This window comes from Streptomyces sp. NPDC007983, from assembly GCF_042958345.1.
Lineage (GTDB): Bacteria > Actinomycetota > Actinomycetes > Streptomycetales > Streptomycetaceae > Streptomyces.
In genome coordinates this window covers 557,491-583,365 of sequence record NZ_JBIBJI010000003.1, presented here as the reverse complement: position 1 = coordinate 583,365, position 25,875 = coordinate 557,491, and the positions used below count along the sequence as shown (strand labels likewise).

Genomic DNA, 25,875 nt, shown 5'->3' with positions numbered 1-25,875 from the left:
GAGGCTTCTTCCGTGGGCGATGTCAGGAGAGGTCGGCGAGGTCTTCGTCGGTGAGGGTGATCGCGGCGGCAGCCATGTTCTCCTCCAGATGGGAGAGGGACCCCGTGCCCGGGATGGCCAGGGCCACCGGCGACGAGGCCAGTAGCCGGGCCAGGCCGATCTGAGGGACGGTGGCGCGGTGCCGGGCCGCCACCTTGGCCAAACGCTCGTCGTCGAGTTCCCGACCGCCACCCACCGGGAAGAAGGGCACGAAGGCGATGCCGGACTCCTCGCATGCGGCCAGGAGGTCGGCTTCGTCGCCCTGGGCGGCATGGTTCTGCACGGCAGTGACAGGTGCGATGGCGCGAGCCTCCGTGAGATGACCGGTGTCGACGTTGCTGAGGCCGAGGTGACGGATCAGGCCCTCCGCACGCAGCGCCGCGAGCGCCTCGAAGCGCTCGGCGAGGGACTCACCGTGCGGGGGTTCCATGGCGCCGATGCGCAGGTAGACCAGATCGAGGCGGTCCACGCCCAGGCCGTCGAGGTTGGCTTCGACAAAGCCGCGCATGTCGGCCGGGGCGCCGTGGGAGAGGCCGTCGGGGCCGATGACGGGGCCCACCTTGGTGGCGATGACCAGGCCGGACGGGTAGGGGTGCAGGGCCTCACGGATCAGGGTGTTCGCTCGCACCGCACCGCCGGCGCTGAAGTAGAAGTCGGCGGTGTCGACGTGGTCGACCCCGAGTTCAACGGCGCGTCGTAGTACGGCACGGCCGGCCTCGGGGTCACGGGCGGGGCCGCCCATGCCGGCCTTGGACGGCAGGCGCATGGCGCCGAAGCCGAGCCGGTTGACGGGGAGGTCGCCGCCGAGGCGGAAGTCATTGCTCATGAGCTCCAGCCTGCAAGGCCCGGCACCGGCCGACGAGCCCGTGGCATTTTGCTGCCACCGGCACAATGGACGTATGCCACAGGTCATGACGCTTCGCGGTGATGTTGAGCTCTGGGCGCGGATCAAGCCCTTGACGGAGTCCCACGACGCGGAATGGGTCAACGTCGCCCGCGACCTCGACACCTGGCCCGGCGCGCGTGAGGCCGCCCGCCTGACGATGCGCCGTGACGGGGCGGTTCAGGCCCGCAAGCTGTACAGCCCCGCCGTACTCGCCGACGAGCGCGACCGGGAAGCCCTGCACGAGATGGCCGCCCACGGTATGCGGATCAGGATCACCGGCACCCCGATGTCCCGGGGAACCTTCTTCATCGACCGGCGAACCATGATCTTCACCAGCCCCATGACGTCCGCCCCGGCCGCTCATGGACACCGCACGTACACCATGAGCGCCGCGCCGGCCCTGGTCGACGGGGCATACGCGCTGTTCGAAGCCGCTTGGGAGAGCGCGACCGACCTCGCGGCCTTCCTCAGTCCGCAACGGCCCCTGATCGACGCCCGGACCGGCAGGGTCCTGCGCGCCCTGACCTCCGGCGTCACCGACGAGACAGCCGCACGGGAACTCGGCATGTCGCTGCGCACCTACCGCCGCCGGGTCGCCGAACTGCTCGTCACCCTCAACGCGGGCTCCCGTTTCCAGGCCGGAGTACGCGCGGGCGAGTTGGGCCTGATCCGCGGGTGATCGCCGCCATCAACCGACACGCTCAGCCACAGCCGTGGGCAGCCGTAGTCGACCACCATCCCCTACAGGCGTTGTAATTGCTGTACAGCAGTGACCGCTGCGTTTGTTCGTGCCCGTGGTGTTGTCCGTGCGGGTCAGCGCCACCTGGCACGTTCCTATCTCTCACTCGTGCAGCGATTGGAAGCGGGAGGGCACTGACCTGGGGCTTCGCAGGAGAATGCGCGTTGACCTGGGAAATCTCTTCTCCCTAGTTCTCACGGGTCAACGCCGTTTCCCGGGCTCATGTGCCCTGGATGTGCCCTCGCGACGTCTCACCAGAGGGCGCCTTGCTCGGCTGACGGACGGGTAGCGGACGGCGTCGCCGCCAGGCTCACTCGCGTCTTTGCGTTGATGGCACGAGGTTCCGTCGTCACGGCGCCCGCCTCACGCAGCTGCCGGATGGCCTCGATCACTTGGGCGGGCCGGTAGACGGTTTCCAAGAGGGCGTATCGCTTGAGCTCCGGGATGGTTCGCCCGTCGGGTGCTTCGGAGATGAAGTCGTGCAGGATCCGTCGCAGCGGGGCCGTATCCGGTTCGAATACGAGATCAAGCATCTGCTGTTGAGTGTCCCTGGGGTCGCGGTAGCGGACGCCGTAGGAAGGGTCCACCTTCCACATGGCGTCTTTCATCTTCTCCAGCCCCAGTTCGTGCTGGGTGCCGAAGATCAGGTAGAGCATCCTGCCCCCCTCGTCGACCATCTCGAAGTACAGCGTGTAGGTGAAGCCGGCCTGGCGCAGCGTGTTCCGGTATTGCTCGCGCAGGAACGTGAACTTGCCCGAGGGGGACTGCTGGAAGACGCCTTGCCACTCCGGGCTCCCGAAGGCTTCGTCGCCGAGCTGGCGGTGACCTTCGTGCTTCTCGGCGAACCGGGTGAGGAAGCTGGGCTCGAAGGTCACCATCACTTCGGTGCTGGGATGGCGCCCCAGCTCTTGGAGGAGCGAGAAGGGGATGTCGGGTCCGCCGAAGCTGTCCAGCAGGACGAAGAGGGGTTTCCCCAACGCTCCGATGCCCCGCAGCTTCTCCAGGAGGGCCGGGTGGAAATCTCCGTGATGTACGTCGACCGCCATTCGTTTGGTGATGTCGTCCGTTTGCCGGGAGTGGACGAGCTCCATCTGGCGCTGTAACTCTTTGACGCGCCGGGCGTCCTCCTCCATGAGGATCACGCGCATACGTTTCGGGAACCTGTGCAGAGTGTCGGCGAAGACTTCGTAGGCGATGACCGGGGAGCCGGGCTCGCCCTGTTTGTAGATGCCGGCACCCGCGAAGCCTTCGGCGTAAGTGATCACGTCGAGTCGTGACAGCAGAATCGGCGCCCATGCGGCCAAGTACTGCTTGAGTAAGTCATGTTTGGCCGCCGTGTGCGGATCGCGTTCCCACACGGCATCCTTCGGTACGGCCACGATCGGTCCCCCTACTCCCGTCGGCCCCGCTGGGGAGAGGGTCACACAACGCTGCCATATGCCACCAGAGTGCGTACGGCGTCTGCTGGACTTTGGCCGTTAATGGGCTGCGACGGGCAGTCGGGGCGGCATCTCGTCCCAGGTTGCTCCGTCAAGTTCGCGGCCCCCTGACTTCGGGCTGCGGCCACCCCATTGCTTGAAGAAGAAGGGCACTTCGGCGTGGTGGCAGGCGTCGCGGATGTCCACCAGCCACTCCTCCTGTACCGGCCGATGGTGGGGCCCGGACTCGCCCCCGGCAATGACCCAACCGATGCCGTCCAGTTGGAGACCGGTAAGCGGACCGAGAAGCGGCTCACAGGACAGGAAGCGCACGGCAGCGGGAACTTGTCGAAGGTCGTCGACTCGATCCAGGTGCTCTGCATCTTCGACAGAGACGCCCATCCACAAGTTGGAAGGCCAGTCGAGTTCGCCGGCCACACGCCGCAGCCTGCGGGCTCTCTTGGTCAGTAGCTGGTAGGTGTGCTGGGGAGTCTCGGCAATCACCTGGAAGACCTGCCGGACGAACTCCAGGGGGACCTTGGCGTGGAAGAGGTCGCTCATGGAGTTGACGAAGACCATCCGTGGGGCCCTCCACTGGCGGGGAACGGCCAGTGCGTCAGGGTGAGGGGTAAGGCCGAAGCCCGGGCCGGATGTCCTGGGATCCCCGTCAGCCTGGTACTTGGCAACGCCCATGGCCTTGAGGCGCCTGGATAACGTCAAGGCGTAGCAGTTATCACACCCGGGGGAGATCCGGTCGCATCCTGTGGTGGGATTCCAGGTCGCCTCGGTCCACTCGATTGTGCTGCGATCGCCCATGGGTCCCCTCCCGTAGCGGGTGGGCACTGGTCATCAGCGCTTTCCCACCCGGCGCTTCGACTGCGCTGCCTAACGAGCGACGTGCCGAACTGACACGCGATCGCCTCCATCCTTCACGTCGAACAGGTGTTCTGTGAAGGGGGTGCTGGGATCGTAAGCCGATGGGTGCCGTTCGTCTGAAGTGACGGTCGGCCTGCGATTGGGTTCGCTACCCGGATCGGCGGTGGATTGCTGAGAGAAGGCGCGGCATGCCGACCACTCGCCCGCCCGCCCTGGTGGCTAGCCGTCGGTAGAAGCCGTCGGCCGTTGGGCATCGGCTCATCACTGAGCACTGTGCATCGTGAAGTTGCTGGTCACGGGCCTGGTGTGCGTAGGGTTCGGGATGTTTGTGCTGGTCGTGGGCGGATGACGTCGGCGAAGATCGTCGGTCAGCGGGCGAGTTCCCGGTTCGTCAGCATCAGCAGGGCCCGCACGAGCGCGGTCGCCCACCTCGGATTCGTGCGGATCTTGCCGAGCACGCGCCAGTTCTTCAGGTGGGCGAAGCCGTGCTCGACCGGGGCGCGGACCGCGGCCAGTGCTTTGTTGGACAGCTTCTGACCGCGGGTCAGGGGTCGGTTCCGGGCGGCCTTGTAGCCGGTGATCACCGCCGGTTCGGCGTCCGGATCGCTGTCGTCGAGGCCGACGAAGCCCAGGTCGGCGATGGCGCCGAGCCCGGCCGCCCGCAGTTTCGCGGTGAGCTGGTCGTGGCGGCAGGCGGTGGTCTCCGCGGCCCGCCCCGGACGGGGCGTCGCCGAGGTGAGCCCAGAAGCCCGCCAGTAGTTGATCTTGGCGGTAGCCAGTACTGACGGTCTGCGGCCGTGACAGGGCCACGTACTTGGGCTGCCGGGAAGAACGCTGTCCCAAGCCGCCAACGAGGGGTGTCACATCCGGCGACGCGCGGCGGGGTCGCGCTCCGCGACGCGCCGGGCGACCGCGTCGACGCCAGGGCGGGCGTACCGCTCCAGGGAGCGGACCGATGCATGGCGGGAGCGGGCCAGCAGCATCGGGGTGGAGGTGCCGCCCTCCGCGTCGTGCGTGAGCGCGGAGTGCCGCAGCCGGTGGAGTGTCCAGCCGTCCAGGTCCTCGATGTCCTCGGGTGAGGCGAGGGGGTTGGCCAGTTGCCGGGTGTTCTCCTCGAAGATCTCTTCGGCCCGGCGGTAGGAGAGCCGGGCCCGGCCGGTCTCGGGGCACACGTCCAGCGTGGGTGTTCCGGCTGGGGCCTTGCGGTCGGTGAGGAACAGCGGGCCGCGGGTGCGCCGGGCGATCAGTCGGGGCAGGAGCTGGGCGGTGCCAGACTGCCAGTGGATCCACTCGGTAGCCCCGCCCTTGGCTGTGATCCTGCCGCGCTTGTCCTGCGGGTACAGGTCTTCCACGTTCAGGCACAGCACCTCATCGGCGCGGGCTGCCGACTCGTAGAGCATCTTCCAGAACGTCTTCTCCCGCAGCGAGACGTCCAGCCGCCACAGGGCGGCGATCTGGTTCTCGGCCAGTCCCTTGGTGCGGTCGGGCGGTGCCGGCCGCCGCTCGATGCCGACCGTCGGGTCGCCGACGATCCAGCCCTGGCGCTGCCACCATCCGATCGCCTTGCGGGCGATGGACAGTTCCCGGTTGACGGTGTCGGCGTCCATCTCGTCCGCCCGCGCCGCCGCCAGCTCGGCCAGCACCTCCGGCAGTGAAGGGTCGTCGATTCCTGTGAGGGCGAAGACGGGCGGCTTCGCGCCCCGGCGGGCGGGTCCGGTCGGCGCCGGTTCGCCAGCGAGCATCCACCCCCACGTCGTCAGCGAGATCCGGTAGATCCGCGCGGAGGACTTCGCGATGCCCGCGCCGGTGAGGTACCGCTCGACCGCCGCGGTGTACGACGCGGGCGGGGCGGACAGAGGTACGACCCGAGCGCGCGGCAACCGAAGCGCGCCCCCACTCCCGAGATCGGTCACCGGTTCGATCGTCACGCCGCCCCGCCCCCCCTGACGCTGCCGCAGTAATGCGTATACCTCGCCCCGGCGGCCGGAATGGCCCGCCGCAGGTCGCGGTGATCACGGTAGGGGCTCCGCCGCAGTAAATCCGGCATTTACTGCGGCAACACCCTGACGGGGTGGGTGGGTCCTCGTCATCGGTGGTTCCTCGGTTTCAGGGGCAGCGGTGGCGCCGCCTTCGCGTTGTGGACCGTGATTCGGTGTATCAGTTCGTCTTGGAGAGGGGGTCGATGATGGTGTCGGCGACCCGGCGTGCGACCTCGGCCGGGTAGGGGGCGTCGAGTCCGAGGACGATGTGACTGAACCCGCCGTCGAGTGCCGCGCGGACGACGTGGCGGGTGTCCTGGGGTCGGTCGTAGGAGGCGGGCAGGATGATGGATCGGGTGATCTCGGCGGGGTTGCGGCCGACCTCGGCGCACAGCCGGTCCAGCGTCGCGCTGCGGGCGATCGCCTGCTCGATGCTGCCCCCGGGCATGTTCCAGCGGTCGGCGTGCTCGGCCACCACGCGCAGTGTCGGGGTGGCCTGGCCGCCGATCAGGATCGGCGGGTGGGGTTGCTGGACGGGTTTGGGGCTGCAGAACGCGCCGCTCAGCTGGTGGTAGTCGCCCTGGAAGTCGAACGGTGTGGTTTCGGTCCATAGTCTGCGGGTGATGGTGCACGCCTCGGCGAGGCTTTTGACCGCGTGGGCGGCATCGTGGAAGGGAAGGCCGTGAGCTGCGTACTCACGCCGGGCCAGTGGCACGTCGGGCCGCGAGCCTGCGCCGATGCCGAACTCGAGTCGGCCGCCGGAGATGACATCGACAGTGGCGGCGATCTTGGCCAGCACGGCCGGTGGGCGGAACCTGTTGCTGGTGACCATCACCCCGAGCCGCAACCGCTCGGTTTGGGCTGCGAGGGCGGACAGCAGTGTCCAGCCCTCGAAGGTTGGTCCGTTCGGGTCGCCGCCTAGCGGCATGAGGTGGTCGAACAGCCAGGCGTGCTCGATCTGCGGGATGCCGTCCGCCTCACGCCAGACCCGCAGAACATCGGCGTAGGCGACCTGAGATGGGGCGGTCATGATTCCGAAACTGGGCCTGCGGGCCGGTGCGAGGGGGTTGGTCACTTCGAGTCGATCCTCCCCAGCGCGTCGACGGCCGCGGCCAGGGACCGGCGGGCGGTAGGCCACGCGTCGTTGTCGAGGCCCAGCGCGGTACGCAGATACGCCAGGGTGACGTGCTGGACGACCGCGACACGCTCGGGGCTTTCGTCGGTGGTCCGCGTGTCGTTGGAACCCAGGATGCCGCCGAGTACGTGTTCCGCGCCGAACAGGGTCAGCAGATCGGTGGCGCCCGAGCTGAGGCGATAGCCGTCAGTGAACCAATCCGGACCGCGCACCGTCAGCGGGGACTGGTCACGGTCGCCGGCGACCATGAGGCTCGGCGTCTTCAGCTCGGCGAAATCAGGGCTCATGAACGGGAAGTACTGGACGGCGAGCGGGCTTAGGTCGGCGCCGCCGGTACCGGGCAGGCACAGCAGTACCGCCGCCTTCACACGCGAGTCGCTCACGCTCTCACCGGGAATGCCGTCGGCGTCGACGACCCGTGCACCCGCGAGCATGCTGGCGGTCTGTGCGCCCCACGAGTGTCCGGCGACCGCAATGCGGTCGTGGTCGATGCGGCCGGCCAGCCCGGGCACGCCGGCTTCGACGGTGCCGAGCTGGTCGAGGATCTGGGTCAGGTCGGCGGCGCGGATACGCCAGATGAGCGGGGTGCGCGGGTCGTCGGGGAGCAGGCCCAGCGCGTCGAGATGGGTGGGCTGGATGACGACGAACCCGCGGGCGGCCCAGAAGTCGACGAGCGGTGCGTATTCGTCCATGGTCGCGGCCATGCCGTGCGAGAAGACGACGACGGGCAGGTTGTGGCCGGTCGTCGGCGCTGTGACCCGTACCTGCAGGTCCTGGCCGCGGTCCGGGGCGGCAAGTGCGATCGGCCTGACAGATATGACCGGAGTGGTGGAGTCGTTGCCGCCGTCGGCGGACGTGGTGTCGCTCATGAGGTGAATGCCTTTCCCGGAGGGGCCCAGTGGCCCGTGCTGCGAGGCGTCTGGCATGATTAAAAAACGGAACCCCGCTCCGCATTACGATACGGAACGTTGCTCCGCTTCACAAGTGGGAGGTGCTCACGATGTCCACGCCCAACACGCCGCCACCCTCTGCCGGACGCAAGCGATCAGACGTCCGCCGAAACGAGCAGATACTGCTGGACGCCGCGGCGGCCGTATTCGTCCGTGCGGGAGTCGACGCTCCCGTGCGGGAGATCGCCGCCGAATCGGGCCTCGGCATGGGCACCATCTACCGCCACTTCCCCACCCGGGCGGACCTGGTGGTCGCCGTCTTCAGACACCAGGTCGACGCGCTCTCCACTGCCGCGCACACGCCGCCCGCCGCCGATACGCCGTACGAGGTCCTGCGGCTTTGGGTACACCAATTCGCCGATTTCCTGGTCACCAAGCACGGCCTCGCCGAGGCACTGCACTCGGACCAAGCCGGATTCGAGAGCCTGCACAACGAGTTCGTCGAACGCCTGCTGCCCGTGCTCGACCAGTTGCTGAAAGCGTCTGCCGCCGCCGGCTCCACACACGCGGACATCCGTGCCTACGACTTCATGCTCGCCATCGGCAACCTGTGCATCGGAGTCGAAACCTTCCCCGACTACCAGTCCCGCCGCATGATCGACCTGCTGCTCGCCGGCCTGGCACAGACCGCCCCGGCACCGACAGCCAGCGAACCGAAATAGCGCCAGCGCTCTCGCAGACCCGTGCCAGGACCCTCTAAAGCCAAGCAGGTCGCGGGCGGGGCCGTCGGCACCGGAGTGGGAGCTGTTCGACTGACCGTGCGCGGGGGACGGGCCCGTAGGCACTGAAGACCGAACTGCTCGGGAGTCCCGCCGAAGTCCTTCGGCAAGTCGGGCAGTCAGGCGGCCTGACCGAGGTCGGCGGCGGTCAGGTCCTGCTCGCGCAGCGGGGTGAAATCGATGTCGAGCGTCGGGTCGTACGCCTGAGGCTGGATGCCGCGTTCGTGTGTGCTGTACTCGCCGAACCGGTTGATGTGCTCGGTCAGGTACGGCGGGATGTGCGCCAGGTCTTCCGGGTCGATCTCCCAGCCCTCCTCCAGCAGCTGCCGCACGATCTCCGCGATGTCCAGGGCGTTGTGGAAGATCACCGCGTTCGTGAGCAGGGCGTTGAACTTCATCGTCTTCTCCTGCTCGATGGGGTCGTTGTCGGCGATGACGCCGCGGTTGCCGAAGCCGATCCACTGGGAGAACCGGTTGTACGACTCGACCTTGTTGGTCGCCGCGGTCACCCGGCGGCGCAGCGGCGCGTCGGAGATGTAGCGCAGGAGCTGGACGGTGCGGATGACGCGGCCGACCTCGCGGAAGGCGGCGTAGGTGGCGTTCTTCCGTGACCCGGACCGCAACCGCTTGAGCAGCGTGGAGGAGGAGATGGCGCCTTCGCGTACGGAGACCGCCACGCGCATCAGGTGGCGGAACTGGGACTCGATCAGGTCGAAGTCGATTGTATTCTTGCCCGGCTCCCCGAACAGGGCGTCGATGTGCACGTACTCCGTCTGCTTCGACGGCCGGTAGAACGTCAGTTCCTTCCAGTTCCTGATCCTGGGCATCAAGTCGAAGCCCAGCAGGTGGGCGAGCGCAAAGACCGGGAAGCTCTGGCCCTGCGTATCCGCGTGCACGGTGGTCGGCCGCACCTCGGAGGTGTTCTTCAGCAGGCCCTCGATGATGTAGACGGCCTCCCACACGCCACACGGGATGAAGTGCGTGAACAGCGCGATGTAGGTGTCCGAGATGTGGTGGTAGGCGATCCCACCCGGCTTGCCGTACCGGACGCTCGTCTCGGCGAGCAGGTTGTCGAGGTAGGTGTCCATGTGGGTGCCGTCCGCGGCCACGGCGGTGCCGTCGCCCCACGCCTGGGAGATGTCCAGGCGGGAGTGGGCGTTGACCAGGTCGGCGATGGCCTCGTTGAGCAGCACGATCGAGAAGTGCCGGTTCGCCGTGTACGACAGCTCGTGCCCGCTCACGCCGGGGATGTGCCGGGCGGCCTCGTACGGGCCCATGTTGGTGCCCTTGACGAACGTGACGAGCACGTAGCGGCCCAGGGGGTCGGTGAGCTTGGGCTCGTTGCCCGAGGCCGGGCCGAAGCGGCGCCACCACTCCACCCAGTACGCGGTCCTAGCCACAATCCCCATCAGCGACCACCCCGGCATCCTGGCCTTGATCTCCTGCTCCAGCCGCTTCGCCGAGGGCCGCTGTCCCTCCGAGCGGTGCGGCTTCAGCGACGGGATGCCGGTCTCCGGGTCGATGACCAGGCCCTCATTGTCGGGGTACCCGGCGTCCGCCGCCGCGCCGGCAGCGCGGAGCCGGTCCTCCAGCTGCCGGCGGAAGACCCCGGCATCGAACGGGGTCGTGTCGCCCGCCTCGGCGAGGCCGACCTCCACCAGGTAGGCGGGCAGCGCCGTCTCCACGTCCTCCCACAGAAGCAGCTGCTCGGACCAGTCGGCGTGCTCCTCCGACCCGGCCACCGCCACATCGCCGGTGCGCAGTTCCTCCGCCAGTGCCGTGAAGACCATCGCCTCGAAGTGCTTGCGGACGAACTGCCCCGGCCGCGTCCTGTCGGCCACGGCCTTCTGCCAGTTCTGCGTGGCGAAGGAGATGTCCACCGCGCGGCCGTCCTCGCCCAGGGCGCTGATGTACTCGCCGCGCGCCGCCTGGTGCCGCTGCGCGTGTGCCAGCGCGTCCAGGACCCGGCCGTCCTCCGACGTCGCAGTGAACTCCAGCTTCCCGGCCAGGTCGAACATCACCGCCCGGTCCCGGCCGATCTGCCCGTACAGCAGCACCTCCCAGAAGTTGCCGTGATGAGCGGAGACCTTCTCGATCTGCTCGTACTGCTTGGCGAAACCGCCGAAGCCCTCCACCGCCTTCGTTACCGCAGCGACCCCGCCGGCCTGCACCCCCAGCGCCTTCGCCAGGGCGAGGACCGCCGGGGAGACCCTGCCCTCCAGCCGCCCCACGACCTCGTCGACGGGCGCCTGTTCGTCCAGGCCGTCCAGCGCCTGGCGGGTCTGATCCGTCATGGCCGCGGCCTTCTCCAGGGCCTCCTGGGCAGGGCCGCCCTCGTCGATGTGCTTGAGCACGGTGCGGTAGTTCCCGATCAGAGCCTCGACGATCTCCCGCTCGGCGAGCCGGATCTCCTCCAACTCCGCCTTGGCCTTCTTGATCTTCGTGGCGATGCGTTTGCAGAACATCGTGGCCAGATCGTCACGGACCCGCATCCGGGCCTTGTGCACCAGGCACGCGATCAGCGCGACCCGCCGAACCGGCGTGAAGTCCCGCAACTCCGAGGCATCCGCCGCGTCCGCTTCCCCGGCGAAGTCGGTGATCTTCCCCGAGGCGACACCGTCCGTCCACACCGACGTGTCGCCGAGACTGTCCACCCACTCCAGACGCCTGGCGAGGTTCTTGAAGTGCGACCACGTCGGCCCCTGCGCGGGCTTCTTCGGCCGGTTGTACAGCGTCGTCCCGTCACCGTCGCGCTCCTCCAGCAGCCTGAGCAGCTCAGCCCGCTCCACCGCGCTCATCCGGTCGTGGATGCCCGTACAGATCGAGGTGTTCACCTCATCGCGGATCATCGAGGCCATCGCGTCGAAGGTGGAGAACGCCGGCAGCTCCAACCCAGCCTCCACCACCCTCTCCAGCGCGATGTTGATCAGATCGGCCGGGCGGTTCTTCGCCGCGGCCTCCTTACGGACCGACTCCTCGGCAATCCGGCGGGCCCGCGCCTGGTCGTACGTCGCGCCCACCCGCCAACGCACCTCCGCACGCTGCCGCTCGGCCGTCCGGCCCGTCGCCCACAACGCCGTGGTGCCCTCCGGCAGCTCCACCGCACGACGGACGAAGTCGACCACCATCTCCGGGTACTCGTCCGCCTTCGGGAACCGCCCCATCCGCTGGTACGACTTCAGCGCCAGCAGCAGCGCGAGCTGATGGCCGTCAGCGTCCATCCGCTCAGCGGCCCACGCCGCCTCCTCCCGCGTCGGCGAGAAGAACAGATGCAGCGCATGCGCGGTGATCAGCCGCTTGAACCGCGGGTAGGCGGTCCGCTCGATCGAGGTCAAGATCCCCACCCGGCCCACGAAGAAAGCCCAACATCACACCAACGACACTGAGCTGACCGGGTGACGGCTCCGCCAACGAGGACCCCAAGATCAACTATTGGCGGCTTCTGGGCTCACCTCGGCGACACCCCCGGACGAGCCTCGGAGATCACCGCCTGCCGCCACGACCAGCTCACCGCGAAACTGCGGGCGGCCGGGCTCGGCGCCATCGCCGACCTGGGCTTCGTCGGCCTCGACGACAGCGATCCGGACGCCGAACCGGCGGTGATCACCGGCTACAAGGCCGCCCGGAACCGACCCCTGACCCGCGGTCAGAAGCTGTCCAACAAAGCACTGGCCGCGGTCCGCGCCCCGGTCGAGCACGGCTTCGCCCACCTGAAGAACTGGCGCGTGCTCGGCAAGATCCGCACGAATCCGAGGTGGGCGACCGCGCTCGTGCGGGCCCTGCTGGTGCTGACGAACCGGGAACTCGCCCGCTGACCGACGATCTTCGCCGACGTCATCCGCCCACGACCAGCACAAACATCCCGAACCCTACGCACACCAGGCCCGTGACCAGCAACTTCACGATGCACAGTGCTCACTGTCGAACCTGCCCGCGGCGCCATCCCGAGCCCACGCAAGATCACCACCTGGATCATGCTGCCCCGTGGCACTCTGAAGCTCCGCGAGGAGGAACAGCTCCTCAAGGTGCGGCTGACATGCCCCGACATCGCCCGGGCGTGCGACCTCGCCTGGACCTTCCACGACCTGCTCCAACAACGGCGCGGCCACCAGCTGTTGACGTGGATACGCGAAGCCGAGCTGCGACGCGCCGGCGCCCATCCTGTCCTTCGCGCAGGGCCTGTGTCTCGACCTCGACGCCGTCACCGCCGGCCTCACCCTTCCATGGAGCTCGGGCGTCGTCGAAGGCCATGTCAATCGCATCAAAACGATCAAGCGGGCCATGTACGGCCGAGCCTCGTTCCGCCTCCTCCGCACCCGCATCCTGCTCCGATCATGAGCTGGGGATTCACGGAATCGCGGTCTGAACCATGCAATTCCCCACCTCAGGTGGGTTCGGTGTCACCCAATTCCCCATCTTCGCGATCATGTTTCCCCATGGGGGCGGCGGTCGCGGAAGAGGGCTATGGAATGGCGGCTGCTGTCTTGGGGGTGGCAGCCAGCCGCAGGCCGATTTCCACGAAAGTCCAGCCGAGACGGGTACGGAGGTCCCGGGGGTGTCTGGCCGCTGTGGCGAGGCGGTACGCGGCGGCTTCGGCGCGGAGTTCGGCGGCGCGGACATGGTGCAGTGCGAGGTGAGTCTCGGGGTGCATCGGACTGTGGCCTTTTAAGCCCTGGCTGATGATGCGGCGACGCTGAGTAACCGCCTGTCAGTCGACTTCTACGGTCACTCGGTGGTTGTTGGCTCGCCGTCGGGGACTGTCAGGGCCCAGGTGGCCATGGTGTCGAGGACAGCGCGCAGTCCTTCACCGAGGGGAGTGAGCCGGTACTCGACCCGTGGGGGAATCTCCGAATAGGCGGTGCGCAGGACGATGCCGTGTCGCTCGAACCGGCGCAGCCGGCTGGTCAGGGTGTGCGGGCTGATGCCGGGCAGGGCGTCGCGCAACTCTGTGAAGCGGTGGGGTCCGCGCAGGAGTTCGCGCACGATAAGGGTGGCCCACGGCCCGTCGAGCAGGGTGATGAACCGGGGGACGCCGCACTCCGGAAGACGGTCAGCAGCCATGGTTCGAGTTTATGCCATTAGTGCAGTTGATGTAACCGGTGCAGTCCATGCACTAATAGGTCCATGACCTACGCGTTTCGTGGTCAGCCCGCACCACACAACATGGAGGACGACATGCCCGCGATCACTACGGCCAACACCGCAAGCGAGATGGTGCGCTCGGCCACGACCACCGCGTTGCGGGTCGCCGCGCGCGAGCTGGAGCTGTACGTCGCCGGGGACGTCGCCGGGGCGGATGAGGTGTTCGCCCCTGATCTGATCGACCACAACCCCGCTTCCGATGCCGTCTCGGGCGTCGACGGCATACGGGCGCTGATCGCCGCGACCCGTGACGGATTCACCAACAGGCAGATCCGGATCCTGTTCCAGGAGGAGCTGCCTGGCGGCTGGGTCGTCCTCCAGTGGCAGCTGACCGCGACCCACACCGGAGACGAGTTCGGGTTCGCCGCCAGCGGCAACCCGGTCGATTTCCAGGGCCAGAACATCGTGCGCATTGTCGACGGCAAGATCAGCGAGATGTACCACATCGAAGAAATGCTCAAGCTCACCCAGCAGATCAGCACGGGCACGCAGCCTGTGTGATGGTCGAGATCTTCTCGGGCGACGGCCGCCCGTGAGGCCGTTGCTGTTCAGGCGGCCTGGGCGAGCTGGTCCGGCCGGGGCCCCTATCTCTTTGGGTCACTCCGTGGTGAGGGGAAACGCGTGGGTGTGGATGCGCACCTGGGCGGTGTTGGCGTCGTCCTCGTCGGCGGCCCGGTCGCGGTAGGTGTCGACGAGGGCGTGCATCTTCTCGACGTTTGGGTGAGCTCGGGTGTCAGCCGTAATGTCGCGCTGCTCATGTCCCAGGTGCGGTTCCATTCCTCCGGCCATGCCTGGCGGTTGCCGAGCCAGGTCGACAGGTCCCGGGTCTGGGTGGTGGCGGCCTCGTGGAGATACATGTCGGCAGCCCCGCGCACGTCCGGGCTGGTGTCCGTGAGCAGTGTGTCGTCGAAGCGCAGGCCCTGGTGGGCTGCCTTCCACCACCGCTCCCGGCCCTTGCCGTGCTCGGGGGCGTCCTCGATGAAGCCGTGAATGGCGAGCTGCCGCAGGTGGACGAGACGACACCCACCTGGCGAGGAACTTACTAGGAGATAAAGGGCAATCCACCTAGATCAAACGCCCTCTCAGAGGTCGATGACGACCTTGCCCTTCACGCGCCGGCCGGCCTGGAGCTCGACCGCGCGGCGGATCTCCTCGATCGCGAAACTCGCCTCGATAGGCACGCGGAGTCGACCCGCCACAACCAGGCGCGCGATCTCTTCCAGGGTGCCGGGAGCCGCGTTCGCGCCGTTGGCCGCCGTCACGCCGTCGATCTGTGCTGCGATGGTGCAGATCCGCTTGTCCGGGACGCCGAGTTCCCGTGCGACGTGCACGGTCTCCTCTCCGTGCAGGTCCATGGCGGCGGTGACGCCGTCGGGAGCGAGGGCACGGACCCGGTCGGCCAGGCCGTCGCCGTAGACGACCGGTTCGGCTCCGAGTTCGCGCAGGTAGTCGGCCGAGGACGGCGATCCCGTCCCGATCACGCGCGCTCCGGCGATTCGGGCGAGCTGGACGGCGAACACCCCGACCCCGCCTCCGGCGCCGCCGATCAGCACGGTGTCGTCCGGACCGGGGTTGATCGCGGCGAGGGCGGCGGATGCCGTGCGGCCCGCGATCGTGAGGGTGGCGGCGATGCGGTCGTCGACGCCGTCTGGCGTGTGGTGGGCCTCGTTCGCCGCGGTGTCCCCGGATGAGTCGACCACCACGAAGTCGGCGACCGCGCGGGACAGGGCGCCCCCGAACGCCCGGTCGCCGGACGTGAAGCCGCTCACCCCGTCGCCGACCTGGTCGACCACTCCCGCGTAGTCGGTCCCGAAGCCGACCGGCAGGGTCAGGCCGAACCGGGCGGCGGTGTCCGCGTCGGCGGTCATCAACCAGTCCATCGGATTCAGACCGGCCGCGGTGACCCGCACCCGGACCTGTCCCGGGCCGGCCTGCGGTGCGGGAACCTCGCGGACGTCCAGGACGTCGGGGCCGCCGAATGCATCGAGCTGGACCGCCCTGCTGCGACCCGTCGGCGTCTGATTGCTCTGTTCCTGCATGTTCCTCTGTCTCCTTGGACCTGCGTACGCAGTGGACGCACGGACGCACTGAAACGGACTATGCTCCGTTTACATGGATGACCGTAACACAAGCGGAGCGCGTTCCGTTTCGACTGACGCGGAGATACGCGCGCCACGGGCGGACGCGGCCCGCAATCGTGGCCAGCTGCTCGCGGTGGCGACTCGCGTGTTCGCCTCGGCGGACGCCGAGCCGTCGATGCGCGCGATCGCCCGCGAGGCCGGGGTCGGCATCGCCACGCTCTACCGGCACTTCCCGACCCGCGAATCACTGGTCGACGCGGTCTACCGGGACCAGGTCGTGCGGCTGACAACCGGCGCCCACGAGCTGCTCGGTCGGCTGGCCCCGGCTGCGGCAATGCGGCGCTGGATGGACTTGTTCGGGGACTGGATCGCGACCAAGAACGGCATGCTCGACACGCTGCTCGCGATGATCGAGGCGGGTGAGATCGCCCATGCGCAGACTCGGACCGAGCTCCTGACGGCCATCACCAGGATGCTCGACGCCGGCCGCGCGGCGGGCGACCTCCGCTCCGACGTCACCGCCGAAGACATCGCCGCCGCCCTGATCGGCATCTTCACCGTGGCCCCCCGACCCGAGCGCGAAGCTCTGGCCGGTCGCCTGCTGAACCTCCTGATGGACGGCCTCCGGGCCACGGACCGGCCAGCCTGAGCCCGGATCGAGGCCGACGCATCTGGGCTCTGCCCGACTGGCGCCAGGCGGCTACTGACCGCCGATTACTGCTGGTCGTCGGTGAGGAGCTCGGTCAGCTGGGCGTCCACCAGTCGTACCTGCTCGGTGAACGGCTGCAAGGTGGGGGCGACGTCCGTGAGTTCGTCCTCGTCGGCGTGGGCGTCGGTGACGACCAGCTCGAGGTTCTGCTCGATGATGCGCATGTGCAGCCCTTGGAGCGCACCGCGCAGCTGGGCGACGGCCCGGTTGCCGCCGCGGGTGCCGTAACTGGCGACGGCGGCGGGCTTGTCGCGCCACTCCGCGTAGAGGAAGTCGAGGGCGTTCTTCAGAACCGCGGGGTAGCCCCAGTTGTACTGCGGCAAGACGAAGAGAAACCCGTCGTAGCCGCTGGCCGTCCGGCTCCAGCGGCGCGTGTGCTCGTGCTCGTACTGACCGAGGGCGGGCTTGCGCGGCTCGTCCAGGAACGGCAGCGCGACCTTGGCGAGGTCCACGGGCTCGTAGGTGAGACGGCTGTTCTGCTGGGCTGTCTTGAGTACCCGCCCGGCGATCTCGGGGCAGATGCGGGTCGGGCGGGTGCTGCCGATGACGACCGCGATGCGGCGGTCCGTGGTTGTGCTGTTCTCTGTCACGTCATGCATGTTCCCGGGAGAGTGCCGCTCCGCGGGTGAGCTCCGCGGCGGGTGGAGCCATCGAACTTGCGTGATCTCGGGGCCGCGTTGAGCTGCTGAATTCGTCCGAGCCGCGTTCTGCATGTCGGCTCCCCCGGGCGGTGACTGAGAGGGCGTGAGGGCGTTTGGTCTAGACGAATTACCCTTTAAGGTCTAGTAAGTTCCTCGCCAGGTTGGCGTGGTCTCGTCCGTTATGCGCTTGGCGAGGTTGTCGATCGATGCGACGTGGATCATGGCTTCGGAGCTGACGGGGAGGGTCTCGTAGTCGCGGGCGAGCCGGCGGTGCATCATGATCCAGCCGGATGGGTGGGCCGCGCGGCGAGGTGCTCGCCGAAGGCGAGTCCTTTTCCGCACGGCCTCCCGCCGAACCGGACATGACGGTTTCCTGTCATCCGGCTCTCCAGTGAGCTTAGAGGCCGCACGGATAGGGCAGTTTCAGGGGCGTCGGGTTGGGCGGTTGTCCCAGCGGCGAGCGGTCCAGGCGCGGCGGATGAGGCTACGTACGGTGATGACGGCGTCTGCGAGGTCAAAGAAGGCGTTGATGACGTGGAGACGGCGTTCGTAGCAGCGGGCGAGCCGATGGAAGGCGTTCTGCCAGGTGTGGGTGCGCTCGACGTGCCAGCGCTGAGTGGCCTGCAAGGGCGCCTTCTCGCCTTTGTGGGCGATCTGGCCGCGGAGGCCGCGTTCGTCGAGGACTGCACGCGTTTTGGCCGAGTCGTAGCCGGCATCCAGGTGCACGGTGATGTCGTCGGGCAGCGGGCCGAGGTCGTTCAGGAGGTCCGGGGTGGGAGCGAGCAACGGGGAATCGTGGCAGTTAGCCCCGGCCAGGACCCGGCCCAGGGGGATGCCGTAACCATCCGTCATGGCTGAGCGTTTCATCCCCCGTTTGCCTCGGTCGACGGGCGAGCGTCCGGCGGCTTCCCCGCCTCCGGGGGCCTTTGTGATCGACCCGTCGATGGCGATCTGCTCCAGCACGAGACCGACGATTCGGTCGTAGGCGTTCAGGACGATCTCCCTGAGCTGGGCGAAGGCGCCGAGCCGGATCCACTCGTCGCGACGGCCCCGGATCGTGGTGGCTGAGCAGGTGGAATCGGCGATGGCTTGGTAGGAGCAGCCGAAACGCAGCACCTGCAGCAGTTTGTCGAAGACGATCCGGTCGCTGACCCGGCGGCGGTGGCAGCCCAGCGGGTGGGCCGGATCGTAGACCGGCCGCACCGGCAGCAGGGTCGCGAATTGGTCCCAAAGCGGTTCGGTTAGCCATGAGGGAAGCGCAGGCACAGGTCTCCCAGTGATCACAGAGTGCCATCACTGCAGTTCCATGAGGATGTCGGCGCGGGCGTAGTAGTCGGCCACGGGGAGACGGTCGCGGGTGATCCTGACGAACCCCGCGTCCTCGTAGAGGTGAAGGGCGGGGGCCAGCTTGCTGTTCGTGCCGAGGAACAGCCGGGCCCCACCGAGTGCCCGGGCTCGGTCGATCGCTGCGGCTATGAGTCGGCGGCCGATGCCGCGTCCTTGCGCGGCGGGAGCCACGGCCATCTTCGCCAGCTCGAACACGGCGTCCGGATAGGCCAGAAGTGCGACGCACCCAACTACAGTGCCGCTGCCCGACTCGCGCGCCATGAGCACGTCGCCGCCCGGGCCCACGATGCGGCCGAACGGATCTCCGAGAACGGCCCGGTCCTCTTCCTGCAGGGTGAACAGGCGCGAGATCCACTCCTCGTTCAGCGCGTAGAACGCGTCGGCGTCACTCTGTGAGCCGATCGAGGAGACCATGGTCGGGGCAGAGGTGTGCGGCATGAGAAGGGTTCCCTTTCCGGTGTGGCTTCCCGTAGCCTCCGGCTTCACTCACCCATATGTCCAATACACACCTTGACCTCTATCAATAAGCTCGAACTATGGATCAGCGAATCGAGCTCCGTCATCTGCGGTACTTTCTGGCTGTGGCTGAGGAACTGCACTTCGGCCGCGCCGCCCAGCGGCTGCACATCGCCCAGCCCGCCCTGTCCCAGCAGATCAGGCAGCTTGAGAAGATCGTCGGCGTTGAGCTGTTCCGGCGGACCTCTCGAAGTGTCCGCCTCACAGAGGCGGGAGCGGCGTTCCAGCCAAGGGCCCGGAACCTTCTGGACCGTCTGGCGGCCGACCTCGACGAGGCCGGGCGTGTCGGCCGAGGTGAGGCCGGCCGTCTGGATGTCGCCTTCATCACCTCCGCCACCGCGATCGTCAGCGAACACCTCCGTGCATTCTCCTGCCGCCGCCCGGACGTCCAGGTGAAACTTCACGACGGTTTCACCACCGACGTCCTGGCGGCTCTGGAGCGGGGTACGGCCGACGTCGGGATCGTGCGGGACGCCGAGGAGCGCGACGACATCGACCTTTCCCTGCTGGCATCGGAACGGTTCGTCGCCGTCATACCCACAGAGCACCCCGCCGCAAGGGGTGACCGTGTAGAAGCAAGGGCGCTGGCCGCTGACCCGCTGATCCTGTTCCCGCGTTCAGCAGGAACTCACGCGTTCGACATGAACACGCAGCCGTTGCGGAACGCCGGCATCGACGTCCAGGTCGCGCAGGAGTGCTCGAACTGGCACACCATCATCATGTTCGTCGCGGCCGGCCTCGGCGTCAGCATCGCCCCCTACAGCGTCACGACGCTGCTCCCCGCAGGCGCCCGCAGGCTCGAACTCGACGGGCCTCCCACAGTGAGCCGGATCTTCATGGCCACCCGCCGAGGAGACGACCGTCCTCTCCTGCAAGCCTTCATCGCAGCATCTGAGTCCATGACAGTCCATGACCACGACCGGACGATGAGCGTGCGCTGACTTGCGGAGCGAGCACCTCCAAGCAAGGGCCACTCGAAGGCGTACCGTGCGCAGCCTCATCCGCCGGGCCTGGAGCACCCACCGCTGCAACAACAGCCCAAGCCGACGACCCCGAAACCGCCCCTATCCGCGCAGCCTCGAAGCTCGCGCACACCAGCCCCATGATCTGCAACTTCACAATGCAGACCACTCATTCATGGTCCAGAGGCCGAACTGCGCGACTGCGCACGGGTGATCGCGGGGACGGTACGGCCGCGGGGACGGCTCCCGGTGCCGGTGCCACGGGCGGACGACCCGGCCCGCGAGCTCTACCCGCTCGGCCACGGGCTGACGTAACCCGGGCGGTCTGGTGCGTCAACCCGTGGGTTGACGCCAGGTATCAAACCAGGAGTCAACCCGCGGGCCGAGGCCGTGCGGCGCCGCGGGCGGCAAGCTCTTCCCCATGACGACGACTGACTACCTCATCTCCGCCGCCCTGATCCTTCTGGTGATTCCGCAGATGCGCGGCGGCCGTCTGACGCCCCGCACGCTTCTGCTGCCGCTGGTGTCCGTCAGCGCCGCCGCCGCGCACTACCTGCATTCCTTCCCGACCGAGGGCCATGACGTCCAGCTGGACCTCTTCGGCGTCACGATGGGCATAGTGCTCGGACTGGCCAGTGGACTGGCCACCCGCGTCAGCGTGACCGAGGACGGCGCCGCGTACTCCAAAGCCGGGTGGCTGGCCGCCCTTCTGTGGGTGCTGGGCATGGGCGCGCGCTCGGCCTTCGTGTACTGGGCCGAGCACAGCGGCGCTCACAGCATTGCGCAGTTCAGCCGCGACAACCTGATCACCGGCACCGCCGCCTGGACCGCCGCGCTGCTGCTGATGGCTGTCACTCAGGTGGTGTGCCGCCTGGTGGTGGTGCGCGTCCGGGCCTACCGGCTCACCTCCCCCCTTGTCACCCCCGCCGTGGCCTGAAGCGTGGCACCCAGCAGACCGCTGCTCGCAACACACTCCGCCCCTGGCCCGGTTCCGCGTTCGCGGGCCCGGGCCGGGCTTTGCGATCAGCGGCGCAGCGTGCATCTATTCTTCAGAAGTGACGGACACACTTCAGCCGATGGGCCCGGTCAGTCCACGGCTGGCCGTGGCTCTTGCCAGTGCCCGGGAGCGACGCGAAGGCAGGGGCCGGCGTATGCAGCCCGTGTTGTGGGGAGTCATGGCCGCCATTGCCGTCCAGTCCCTGCATGCTTCCCCCGCCCCCGGCGTCAGAGGCAGGCACCTGGCAGTCACCCTGGTGCTCGTCGGCTGTCTGCTGCCCATGGCCGCGGTCGCGTCGAACCTGTGGCCCCTCACCGGTCGTCCTGCCCGCTGCCTGGTGTTCTGCGTGCTGGTGGACGGCTTCGGGTTTGCTCTGGGTATCCTGCAGCCCGGCTCGATGTCCACCCTGCCACCGTCCGTCGTGGTTCTGATGGCCTTCCTCATCCTGGAGCGACGGGCGGCCACTGTGCTCGCGGTCGTCGTCATGGGCTGTCTGACCGGCGCGGCGGCCGCCGGGTTGGACGGCGGTACCGACAACTTCCTGCATCAGGTCCTGTTCGGCGTCCTCCTGGCCGTCGTGGGCATCGTGGTGCGGCAGTCGATCATCAACGAGGTGGCCGTCACCGTGCTGCTGGCCCAGCTCGAGGACGCCCGGGAGGCGGAGACCGAGGCGGCGGCGCTGGCCGAACGCACCCGTATCGCCCAGGATCTGCACGACGTGCTCGCCCATACCCTGTCCGGACTGGCCGTGCAGATACAGGCCGCCCGGCGGATGGCCCGGCGCGACCAGGCGAGCGGGGATCTGCGGGGGCTGCTGGACCGGGCCGGTGAGCTGGTCAAGGAGGGTGTGGCCGATGCGCGCCGGGCTGTGCGGGCGCTGCGCGGCGAGCGCGTGCCCTCTCTCGAGCGGCTGCCCGAACTGGTCGAACGCTATCGGGTGGACCTGGAGCTCGACGTGACGCTGTCCGTGATCGGGCCGCACCGGGAGCTGCGGCCCGACGCGGGTGAAGCCCTGTACCGCGGTGTGCAGGAGGCGTTGACCAATACGGTCCGCTACGCACGCGACGCACAGGCCACGGTGACGCTCGTCTATGAGCCCAGGGCCACAATCCTGACCGTCGAAGACCGCCGCACCGGGCCGGGACCGGTCCGGGCGGCACTGGCCGAAGGCTCCGGGCTGGGGCTGACCGGCATGCGCGAACGCGTGACCGGGGTCGGCGGCACCCTGCACGCGGGGCCGACAGCGCATGGATGGGAAGTACGGATGGAGATACCCGCGTGACGGAGCCCGGCGAGACGGCGTCTGACAGCGAGAAGATCAAAGTACTGGTCGCGGACGATCAGCAGATCGTACGCAAGGGCCTGGTCCTGCTGATCGACATGCTGGACGGCATCGAGGTGGTCGGCGCAGCCCGTGACGGTGCGGAAGCGGTGCTGCTCGCCGGACAACTGGCCCCGGACGTAGTACTGATGGACCTGAACATGCCGGTCCTCAACGGTGTCGCGGCCACTGCGACACTGCGTGAGCAGGTACCCGGCTGCAAGGTACTCGTGCTGACCACCTACGCCGACGACGACTCCGTCTTCCCGGCACTGCAGGCGGGAGCGCGGGGCTATCTCACCAAGGACGCCGACGACGACGCGATCGAGGACGCCATCAGCAGCGTCCACGATGGCCGTATCTGGCTCGATCCTGAGGTACAGGCCCGCCTGGTCGCGGCCGTGCAGACCAGCGAGGTCGCACCGCCCGCCGCGCAGCGAAAACAGGCCCACACGCCGCAAACTCCCGCACCTTCCGACGTTCTGACCCCGCGCGAGACCCAGGTACTCACCCTCATCGCCCGCGGCCTGTCCAACGCGGAGATCTGTGCCCGGCTCGTCGTCAGCCCGGCCACGGTGAAGACACACATCAACCGCATCTTCACCAAGATCGGCGCAGCCGACCGTGCCCAGGCCGTCGGCTACGCCTATCGCAACAACTTGGTCGAGCCCTGGGACTAGTAGCAAGGTCGTGAAGTTTGCGGCGGGGTCGTGCCGTCAAGGGCCTGCGGGTGTGAGGATGTCGATGCTGGTGGTGGCTTTGTAGCTGGTGCGGTCGATGTGGGGGCCTCGGGCCTGGCACTTTGTTCGGACAGCGGAGCCTCCGGTCTTTGTGAACGGCTGTCTTGGTCGACTGCCAGTTCTACCGGGGCTCTGCTCCTCACGTCCGGTGAATCCACAGCTCAAAGACCCTGGACAACCCCACCCAAGCCGTAACTTCACGGCCTTGCCGCTAGCCCCGTGATCTCGGGCATGTCCTTGGGCCGGTCCCAGTGGCTCGGTGCCTCGGTGCGCGCGCCAGCAGTTGTCGAGCTGGCCGATGCCGATTCAGAGCAGGGTAACTGACGGGCACTCAGTGATGTCAGTGGTGTGTCGTACAGTCCACCGATACTGGAGACCCTGCCGGTTCTCGACGGTAGCTCCGTCAACAAAATTCTGTACCGCATCGTTGCGTACATCGGTACTTTCTTTGATGAGCGCGCGTACTTGTCGGAGTGAGGCGAGGCACAGTGCAAGAACCCGTACCTGTCACCATCTACCAGTCCAGCTTTGCCGCCTGTGCGCGGACGTTGGACCCTGCGCTACTCGAGACGCTGCGTATCAGCGAGTCTGCTGTGCTCGTGATGGAGGCTGTCGTCTCGCTGTGCAAGGCGCTCACCAACGACAGTGACCAGCGCCCGTGGCAGGAGCGGGTTGAAGACTGCTTTTCAGAGGTTACGGAAGAGCGGCTCAAGGAGATATTCCAAGCCTTCGTCGACGAATTCGAGGGCGAGCAGCAGCTGCAACGTTGGGTGGAGCGATTTAAGAATCAGAACTACAGCAGCTTCGCTGAGCGCCTTCTGGGGGCGGCAAGCTATAAGCGCTTCATGGATTCTCTGAAGCAGGATGGTGCTGTGGTCGCCTTGGCGGTTCGACGTGGCGTGCGCGCACTCACTCCTTTCGTTGTGGCATGGAATGACGCCGTCAAGATTTCTTCCCAGAGTCAGCTCAAAGCTGTCCAGCCGGCCAACGTACTTGCGGTGAATGCCGTCGAAATGCTGGTTTCGCTCGACGATTTCCTCGGGGAGAAGGTCCTTGCCGCTCTACCTATGGAGGTGACGAGCGCGAAGGGTTCTGATCTTGCAACGCTGGCCCCGGAAGGTGTAGACGACCTCGTAACCAGCTTTCGCTCCATGGTGGCGGAAGCGTCGGTAAAGCGTGTGGAGCGCAGAAATTCTCCGCTAGTGAGGAAAATTCGAGGGGCGCGAGACGCTCTTCGGTTCTCGGAGGACGGTGTTTCCCAGGCCGCAAACTCTCTTATCGAATTGCTTGATCGCATAATGCGAGAAAGCTTTAAGCCTGGAGAAGTGCTGGCCTGGGTGGATGCCAATCTTCCGGATGCGGAAGATCTGACGCATGAAGTGCAGGGGCAGATACGCCCGACCAAACGTGCGGAAGCCCTGTGTCTTGTTTATGGCGGTGACCCCATCACGCCCCGCGAAGCTAGCGAGAACGATGATGGTCAAGGTCCCGACTTTATCCACGATGTGATCGCCATTGCATTGGTTTCCATTCGGAATCAGTTGCAGAAGATGAAGCATGCTGATCACGGGACGCCTGAGGAGAAGGGTCAGCTCCTGAGCATCCTCGCGGCACTCGAAGGGGCTCTAATGTTGGGTCTCACCATCGGTGACCTGTCAGCCGAATCGGGAGCTTCAGAGGAGTTGCCTGCGGCGTAGCCGCCTAAAGGGTGAGTGGGACATTTCGACGGGCAGGGCGTGGAGCCCATCCGAAAGGGCTGAGGATGACTCACAATCCCGTGATGGGCTGCCCCGTGAGCGCTTGCGCGATCTGCCAGAGCTGGCCGCCGCGCGATGCCTTCACGAGAACGACGTCGCCAGGACGGAGGATGGACTTCAGGTACGCGGCGGCGGTTGCGTTGTCACCGACCATCGCGATGTCCGGTACGCCCGCCGCTCCCGCCGTGAGGGCGAGCTGCTTGGCGAGAGCGTCGCCGACTGCCACGACGAGATCGACGCCGTACTCGGCCGCCATGCGCCCGACCTCTCGGTGGGCATCGACGGACTCGTCGCCCAATACCAGCATCTCTCCGAGTACGGCGATCCTCCGGCCGCCGGCGGCCTCGGTCGTGCCGCCGTCTGCCTCGGTCATCAAGACTCTCCGTTGTGAATGAGGGGCGCGAAAGTGATTGCGCGGCCGGTGTAGGAAGCGGATACACGGCTGAGGGGGACTCGATCGTGCGCTTGGCCCCAGGCCGACGGGTCTCGGAAGTGGATCGTCGGGTCGGGGCCATCCTCGTAACCGCGAAGGATGACGAGGTGTCCGCCCGAACGGCCGTCGTCAGGGAACTGCTCGGTCACGGAACCGATGAGCGGGGCGTGGTCGAGCCGCCTCGTCAGTTCTGCGGCGGGCACAGGTTCGGCGGTCGAGGGGACTCCGAGGTCGGTCGCCAGGCTCGCGATCCCCGCATGGAGTGCTCCACGCGGGGTCAGGACCTCATTCTTAACCGCGAGTTTCAGGAGTTCCGTGACCGTGGGTGCTTCGCGTCCGTAGGCGAGCAGGATCATTCGCAGAGATGCCAGGCCGCACGCCCGGTTGGACCATTCGATCCTGTCTCCCAGTGCCCAGCCTCCGTGCCGATCCCACTCGACGGGGTCGATGCGCTGACGGCACATGGGGACTTCGTGGACTCGCGGCAC

General features: G+C 67.5%; 24 protein-coding genes and 4 pseudogenes. 10 read left to right on the top strand and 18 right to left on the bottom strand.

Annotated elements, in window-relative coordinates; translation table 11 throughout:
• Window positions 1–22 precede the first annotated feature (22 nt).
• Window positions 23–865 carry an aldo/keto reductase gene (locus ACFZCY_RS11745; RefSeq protein ID WP_391171436.1) on the bottom strand — a complete coding sequence of 281 codons (843 nt, stop codon included), beginning with the start codon at window positions 863–865 and terminating at the stop codon, window positions 23–25.
• 85 nt (window positions 866–950) lie between these two features.
• Here ACFZCY_RS11745 and ACFZCY_RS11740 point away from each other — a divergent pair, with 85 nt between their 5' ends.
• Window positions 951–1,604 carry a DNA-binding response regulator gene (locus ACFZCY_RS11740; protein ID WP_391171434.1) on the top strand — a complete coding sequence of 218 codons (654 nt, stop codon included), beginning with the start codon at window positions 951–953 and terminating at the stop codon, window positions 1,602–1,604.
• A gap of 311 nt (window positions 1,605–1,915) precedes the next feature.
• Here ACFZCY_RS11740 and ACFZCY_RS11735 read toward each other — a convergent pair whose 3' ends face one another.
• The 6 genes and pseudogenes from ACFZCY_RS11735 to ACFZCY_RS11710 all read right to left on the bottom strand — a co-directional run bounded on the left by ACFZCY_RS11735 (window position 1,916) and on the right by ACFZCY_RS11710 (window position 7,941).
• Complete coding sequence (locus ACFZCY_RS11735) at window positions 1,916–3,043, bottom strand: three-Cys-motif partner protein TcmP (RefSeq protein ID WP_391171432.1); 1,128 nt, start codon at window positions 3,041–3,043, stop codon at window positions 1,916–1,918.
• A 99-nt stretch (window positions 3,044–3,142) separates the two neighbouring features.
• The gene (locus ACFZCY_RS11730) at window positions 3,143–3,898 is read right to left on the bottom strand and encodes a DUF5131 family protein (RefSeq protein WP_391171430.1); all 756 of its coding nucleotides are present in this window, start codon (window positions 3,896–3,898) and stop codon (window positions 3,143–3,145) included.
• A 428-nt stretch (window positions 3,899–4,326) separates the two neighbouring features.
• A pseudogene (locus ACFZCY_RS11725) lies at window positions 4,327–4,683 on the bottom strand (transposase family protein); the annotation flags it as partial.
• 135 nt (window positions 4,684–4,818) lie between these two features.
• Window positions 4,819–5,871 (bottom strand): tyrosine-type recombinase/integrase, encoded by a 1,053-nt coding sequence (locus ACFZCY_RS11720; RefSeq protein ID WP_391171428.1) that lies wholly within the window; start codon window positions 5,869–5,871, stop codon window positions 4,819–4,821.
• A 244-nt stretch (window positions 5,872–6,115) separates the two neighbouring features.
• Window positions 6,116–6,967, bottom strand: coding sequence for an LLM class flavin-dependent oxidoreductase (locus ACFZCY_RS11715; RefSeq protein ID WP_391171426.1), 852 nt, complete (start codon window positions 6,965–6,967; stop codon window positions 6,116–6,118).
• A 41-nt stretch (window positions 6,968–7,008) separates the two neighbouring features.
• On the bottom strand, window positions 7,009–7,941 hold the full coding sequence (locus ACFZCY_RS11710) for an alpha/beta hydrolase family protein (protein WP_391171424.1): 933 nt from the start codon (window positions 7,939–7,941) through the stop codon (window positions 7,009–7,011).
• Between the two features lie 131 nt (window positions 7,942–8,072).
• Here ACFZCY_RS11710 and ACFZCY_RS11705 point away from each other — a divergent pair, with 131 nt between their 5' ends.
• Window positions 8,073–8,684, top strand: a complete 612-nt coding sequence (locus tag ACFZCY_RS11705; protein WP_391171422.1) for a TetR family transcriptional regulator — start codon at window positions 8,073–8,075, stop codon at window positions 8,682–8,684.
• Window positions 8,685–8,860: 176 nt separating this feature from the next.
• Here the strand turns inward: ACFZCY_RS11705 and ACFZCY_RS11700 are convergent, their stop codons facing one another.
• The gene (locus tag ACFZCY_RS11700; protein ID WP_391171420.1) at window positions 8,861–12,076 is read right to left on the bottom strand and encodes a Tn3 family transposase; all 3,216 of its coding nucleotides are present in this window, start codon (window positions 12,074–12,076) and stop codon (window positions 8,861–8,863) included.
• A gap of 129 nt (window positions 12,077–12,205) precedes the next feature.
• On the opposite strand from ACFZCY_RS11700, the pseudogene ACFZCY_RS11695 reads away from it, so the two are divergent.
• A pseudogene (locus tag ACFZCY_RS11695) lies at window positions 12,206–12,556 on the top strand (transposase family protein); the annotation flags it as partial.
• A 647-nt stretch (window positions 12,557–13,203) separates the two neighbouring features.
• On the opposite strand, the gene ACFZCY_RS11690 reads toward ACFZCY_RS11695, so the two are convergent.
• Entirely contained in the window at window positions 13,204–13,392 is a 189-nt protein-coding gene (locus ACFZCY_RS11690) for a hypothetical protein (protein ID WP_391171418.1), read from the bottom strand.
• A 74-nt stretch (window positions 13,393–13,466) separates the two neighbouring features.
• Complete coding sequence (locus ACFZCY_RS11685; protein WP_391171416.1) at window positions 13,467–13,802, bottom strand: winged helix-turn-helix transcriptional regulator; 336 nt, start codon at window positions 13,800–13,802, stop codon at window positions 13,467–13,469.
• A gap of 114 nt (window positions 13,803–13,916) precedes the next feature.
• On the opposite strand from ACFZCY_RS11685, the gene ACFZCY_RS11680 reads away from it, so the two are divergent.
• Window positions 13,917–14,384: an ester cyclase gene (locus ACFZCY_RS11680; RefSeq protein WP_391171414.1), complete on the top strand. Its 468-nt coding sequence runs from the start codon at window positions 13,917–13,919 to the stop codon at window positions 14,382–14,384.
• A 96-nt stretch (window positions 14,385–14,480) separates the two neighbouring features.
• Here the strand turns inward: ACFZCY_RS11680 and ACFZCY_RS11675 are convergent.
• Together ACFZCY_RS11675 and ACFZCY_RS11670 are read right to left on the bottom strand one after the other, a co-directional pair.
• Window positions 14,481–14,908 (bottom strand): annotated as a pseudogene (locus tag ACFZCY_RS11675) (transcriptional regulator); the annotation flags it as partial.
• A gap of 57 nt (window positions 14,909–14,965) precedes the next feature.
• A complete protein-coding gene (locus ACFZCY_RS11670) occupies window positions 14,966–15,922 on the bottom strand; it encodes an NADP-dependent oxidoreductase (protein ID WP_352375561.1) in 957 nt (318 codons plus the stop codon).
• A gap of 73 nt (window positions 15,923–15,995) precedes the next feature.
• Between ACFZCY_RS11670 and ACFZCY_RS11665 the strand changes: the two genes are divergently transcribed.
• Window positions 15,996–16,613, top strand: coding sequence for a TetR family transcriptional regulator (locus ACFZCY_RS11665; RefSeq protein ID WP_391171411.1), 618 nt, complete (start codon window positions 15,996–15,998; stop codon window positions 16,611–16,613).
• A 65-nt stretch (window positions 16,614–16,678) separates the two neighbouring features.
• Here ACFZCY_RS11665 and ACFZCY_RS11660 read toward each other — a convergent pair whose 3' ends face one another.
• The 4 genes and pseudogenes from ACFZCY_RS11660 to ACFZCY_RS11645 form a co-directional block, all read right to left on the bottom strand.
• Window positions 16,679–17,263 carry an NAD(P)H-dependent oxidoreductase gene (locus tag ACFZCY_RS11660; protein WP_391171409.1) on the bottom strand — a complete coding sequence of 195 codons (585 nt, stop codon included), beginning with the start codon at window positions 17,261–17,263 and terminating at the stop codon, window positions 16,679–16,681.
• A 192-nt stretch (window positions 17,264–17,455) separates the two neighbouring features.
• A pseudogene (locus tag ACFZCY_RS11655) lies at window positions 17,456–17,602 on the bottom strand (IS5/IS1182 family transposase); the annotation flags it as partial.
• A gap of 135 nt (window positions 17,603–17,737) precedes the next feature.
• A complete protein-coding gene (locus ACFZCY_RS11650) occupies window positions 17,738–18,580 on the bottom strand; it encodes an IS5 family transposase (protein ID WP_391171407.1) in 843 nt (280 codons plus the stop codon).
• Window positions 18,581–18,607: 27 nt separating this feature from the next.
• Window positions 18,608–19,099 carry a GNAT family N-acetyltransferase gene (locus ACFZCY_RS11645; RefSeq protein ID WP_361457111.1) on the bottom strand — a complete coding sequence of 164 codons (492 nt, stop codon included), beginning with the start codon at window positions 19,097–19,099 and terminating at the stop codon, window positions 18,608–18,610.
• A gap of 98 nt (window positions 19,100–19,197) precedes the next feature.
• Between ACFZCY_RS11645 and ACFZCY_RS11640 the strand changes: the two genes are divergently transcribed.
• From ACFZCY_RS11640 to ACFZCY_RS11620, 5 genes are all read left to right on the top strand, one after another.
• Complete coding sequence (locus ACFZCY_RS11640) at window positions 19,198–20,118, top strand: LysR substrate-binding domain-containing protein (RefSeq protein ID WP_391171405.1); 921 nt, start codon at window positions 19,198–19,200, stop codon at window positions 20,116–20,118.
• Window positions 20,119–20,560: 442 nt separating this feature from the next.
• Window positions 20,561–21,076, top strand: a complete 516-nt coding sequence (locus tag ACFZCY_RS11635; protein ID WP_266557461.1) for a hypothetical protein — start codon at window positions 20,561–20,563, stop codon at window positions 21,074–21,076.
• Window positions 21,077–21,314: 238 nt separating this feature from the next.
• Entirely contained in the window at window positions 21,315–22,418 is a 1,104-nt protein-coding gene (locus ACFZCY_RS11630; protein ID WP_391171402.1) for a histidine kinase, read from the top strand.
• Window positions 22,415–23,137 (top strand): response regulator, encoded by a 723-nt coding sequence (locus ACFZCY_RS11625; RefSeq protein WP_391171400.1) that lies wholly within the window; start codon window positions 22,415–22,417, stop codon window positions 23,135–23,137. Before ACFZCY_RS11630 ends, ACFZCY_RS11625 begins: the two co-directional genes overlap by 4 nt.
• Before the next feature lie 548 nt (window positions 23,138–23,685).
• Window positions 23,686–24,894 (top strand): hypothetical protein, encoded by a 1,209-nt coding sequence (locus ACFZCY_RS11620; protein WP_391171398.1) that lies wholly within the window; start codon window positions 23,686–23,688, stop codon window positions 24,892–24,894.
• A 70-nt stretch (window positions 24,895–24,964) separates the two neighbouring features.
• On the opposite strand, the gene ACFZCY_RS11615 is transcribed toward ACFZCY_RS11620, so the two are convergent.
• Both ACFZCY_RS11615 and ACFZCY_RS11610 read right to left on the bottom strand, forming a co-directional pair.
• Window positions 24,965–25,327, bottom strand: a complete 363-nt coding sequence (locus ACFZCY_RS11615) for a glutamate ligase domain-containing protein (RefSeq protein ID WP_391171396.1) — start codon at window positions 25,325–25,327, stop codon at window positions 24,965–24,967.
• Window positions 25,327–25,851, bottom strand: coding sequence for a C39 family peptidase (locus tag ACFZCY_RS11610; protein WP_358928407.1), 525 nt, complete (start codon window positions 25,849–25,851; stop codon window positions 25,327–25,329). The genes ACFZCY_RS11615 and ACFZCY_RS11610 overlap by 1 nt, the downstream gene beginning before the upstream one ends.
• Window positions 25,852–25,875 lie beyond the last annotated feature (24 nt).